The 3,466-nt window shown below is 69.7% G+C and carries 1 protein-coding gene; it reads right to left on the reverse strand.

Translation table 11 applies throughout. The features are described from left to right. Nucleotides 1-1,849: 1,849 nt before the first annotated feature. On the reverse strand, nt 1,850-3,439 hold the full coding sequence (locus ACIQOV_RS33240; protein WP_401054465.1) for a flavin-containing monooxygenase: 1,590 nt from the start codon (nt 3,437-3,439) through the stop codon (nt 1,850-1,852). Nucleotides 3,440-3,466: the final 27 nt, after the last annotated feature.

Here is a 3,466-nt window from a genome sequence, read left to right on the forward strand (position 1 = left end):
GTGTGGGCGCCCGCCCTGAAGGTGAGCTTGGCGTTGACCGGCGTGCCGGTGGTGGCCGCGGTGGCCCAGGTGCGGGTGGTGGTGTTGTAGCCGATGACGGTGGCGGCGGCGCCGGTGAGCAGGGTGCGCCTGGAGAGGGCGGGTCGGTTCATGCGCGGTGGTCTCCTCGGGGTGGTGGGGGGCCCGGCGGGTGCCGGTGCCGGTGGTGTGCGGTGGGTGCCGGCTTTGCGGGTGCTGTCGGCGGTGGCTCGACCGGTGGGTGGTTTCGGTCCTGCTGGTCCTGCTGGTCGTTGCGGTCGTGCGTGCAGGGGTGCTGCCGCCTTGTGCAACCGTGGTGCTGGTCGTGCTTGTTGTGCTGGTGCCGGGGGCCGGTTCCTCTGCCTGCCGTTCCCGGTTGCTCGGCCGGCTGTGTCGGCTGTGTCGGCTGTGCCTGCGTTGCCGGCTGCGGTGTCTTTGCGGGTGGTGCCGGTCCTGTGCCGGGCGGTTCGATCGGCCTGCCCTGCCGGTGGTGCCGCGTGTGCCGGTCCTGCTGGTCGGGCCGTGGCCGAGTGGGTCCCGTCGGCCGTACTGGTTCTGTTGGCCGTACCGGCGGTGCGGGTTGTGCCGGTGGTTTCGGTCCTGCTGGTCCTGTCGGTCGTTGCGGTCGTGCGTGCAGGGGTGCTGCTGCCTTGTGTGACCGTGGTGCTGGTCGTGCTTGTTGTGCTGGTGCGGGGGGCCGGTTCCTCTGCCTGCCGTTCCCGGTGGCTCTTCCGGTCCCAGCTGGTTGGGTGGCGTGGGGGGTTGGCGTTCTCGCCGTACCGTTCCTCCTGGCCGTACCGGCCGTGCGGGTTGTGCCGATGGTTTCGGTCCTGCTGGTCCTGTCGGTCGTTGCGGTCGTGCGTGCAGGGGTGCTGCTGCCTGGTGCAACCGTGGTGCTGGTCCTGCTTGTTGTGCTGGTGCCGGGGGCCGGTTCCTCTGCCTGCCGTTCCCGGCGGCTCTGCCGGTCCCAACTGGTTCGGTGGCGTGGGGGGTCGGCGTTCTCGCCGTACCGTTTCTCCTGGCCGTACCGGCCGTGTGGGTGGTGCCGGTGGTTTCGGTCCTGCCCCGGCCCGTCGGTCCTGCCCCGGCCCGTCGGTTCTGCCCCGGCCCGTCGGTTCTGCCCCGGCCCGTCGGTTCTGCCCCGGCCCGTCGGTTCTGCCCCGGCCCGTCGGTTCTGCGGGTTCTGCGGGTGGTGGCCGTCGTGGGGGTTGTGTGGGTGCGGGGGCCGGTTTTTTTGCCTGCCGGCTCCGTCTGCCGGTCCTGTGTGTTGCGCGGGGTGTTCGGGTTGTGTGTGCCGAAGCGGTTCCTGTCGCCTGTAACTGACCTGCTGGCCCTGCTGGTGTTGGTGCTGGTGCTGGTGCTGGTGCGGGTCGGTCGGGCCGGTCGCGCCGGCCGGCATTGCTGGTGGTGCCGTGTGTGTCGTGTGTGCCGGTTCTGCGGGTCGTGGTGTGGCCGGTCCTGCGTGGGGTGGTGCCTTTGTCGTTGGTGACTGCCGTGCTGGTTCTGTGTGTTGTGCGGGTCCTGCGGGTCGTTCGGGTCTTGCTCGTCGTGCTGGTGCTGCGTCCGGTGTGTTGTGTTCTGGGTGTTGTTCGGTGGGCCGGTCTGTGGTGTGGGCCGGCCTGTCCCGGTGGTGCGGGGTGTGGGGTGCGGTGAGTGCCGGTGTGGCGGGTGGTCTGTGTCGCTGGTGGCCGGGGGTGGCGCCGGGGGTGTGGTGGCGGGTGCTGGCGGGGGTGCCGCTGGTGGTCGGGGGTGCGGTAGCCGGGTGCCGCCGGGTGGCGGGTGGTGCGGGTGCCGGCTGGTGGCTGGGTGTGTTGCGGGGTGGCGGGTGGTGTCAGGGGGTGGTGTGGGTGGTGGTTTGGTAGTTGGTGAGGTCGAAGGTGCGGGTTTGTTGGCGGAAGCGCCAGGTGTAGGTGGGCCAGATGTTGGGGTTGTTGCCGTGGGTGTCGGTGTACCAGCTGGTGCAGCCGCCGGTGTTCCAGACGGTGTTCTTGAGGCGGTTCTGGAGGGTGGTGTTGTAGGTGGTCTGGGCGTGGGGGTGGACGTCGAGGGTGGTGAGGTGGTGGGTGCGGAGGGTTTTGAGGGCGGCGAGGATGTAGGTGATCTGGGCTTCGATCATGACGGTTTGCGAGGAGTGGCCGAGGGTGGTGTTGGGGCCCAGGAGCATGAAGAGGTTGGGGAAGCCGTGGATGGTGGTGCCGCGGTGGGCGGTCATGCCGTGGGTGTTCCAGGTGTCGGCGAGGGTGTGTCCGTGGCGGCCGTGGATGAGGTGGGCGACGGGGCGGTCGGTGGCGGTGAAGCCGGTGGCGAGGATGATGGTGTCGATGTGGCGTCGGGTGCCGTCGGTGGTGGTGATGTGGGTGGGGCCGATGTGGGTGATGGTGTCGGAGACGATGTCGACGTTGGGTTGTTGGATGGCGGGGTACCAGGTGTTGGAGAAGAGGAGGCGTTTGCAGCCGACGGTGTAGTCGGGGGTGAGGCGGGCGCGCAGGGCGGGGTCGGGGACGGATTTTTTGAGGTGGCCGGCGGCCATGTTCTTCATGCCGGTGGTGCGGGAGGGGCGGGACATGAAGAACGCGACGATTTCGCGGCCGTGTTTGTTGAAGGCGCGGCGGAAGCGCTGGTAGCCGGGGAGGTGGCGGAGCATCCAGGTGTGGCGGGGGGTGTTGGGTTTGTCGGGTTTGGCGGCGACCCAGGGGGGTGTGCGCTGGTAGAGGTCGATGCGTGCGGCGTGGGGCTGGATGGCGGGGACGAACTGGATGGCGGAGGCGCCGGTGCCGATGACGGCGATGTTGCGGCCGGTGAGGTCGTGGTCGTGGCGCCAGCGGGAGGAGTGGAAGACGGTGCCGGTGAAGGTGTCGAGGCCGGGCAGGTCGGGGACGGCGGGGTCGGAGAGGTAGCCGGTGCCGGTGACGAGGACCTGGGCGGTGTAGCGGCCGTGCTGTGTGCGGATGTCCCAGTGGTGGTGGGTGTCGTTCCAGGTGGCGTCCAGGAGTTCGTGGTCGTAGCGCAGGTGGGGGTCGACGCCGTGGCGGGTGGCGCAGTTCTTGAGGTAGGCGTGGACCTCGGCCCGGGTGGCGAAGGTGGATTTCCATTCGGGGTTGCGGGCGAAGGAGAAGGAGTAGAGGTGGGCCTGGACGTCGCAGGCGCAGCCGGGGTAGGTGTTGTCGCGCCAGGTGCCGCCGAGGTCGTGGGCGCGTTCGAAGACGAGGAAGTCGTCGATGCCGGCTTTGAGGAGGCCGATGGCGGTGCCGAGGCCGGAGATGCCGGCGCCGATGATCGCGACTTCGAGGTGGCGGACGGCGAGGTCACCGGCGCCGGCGCCGGCGCCGGTGGTGTCGGTGGCGCCGGTGGTGTCGGTGGTGGTGGTCGTGCCGGTGTCGTGGGTCGTGCCGCCGGTGGTGGTGTCAGATCGGAACAGCACACCTCTGAACTACACACACTCGAAGTC

Origin of the sequence: Kitasatospora sp. NPDC091257 (assembly GCF_044757675.1) — a bacterium.
GTDB classification, from domain to species: Bacteria; Actinomycetota; Actinomycetes; order Streptomycetales; family Streptomycetaceae; genus Kitasatospora; species Kitasatospora lactacystinica.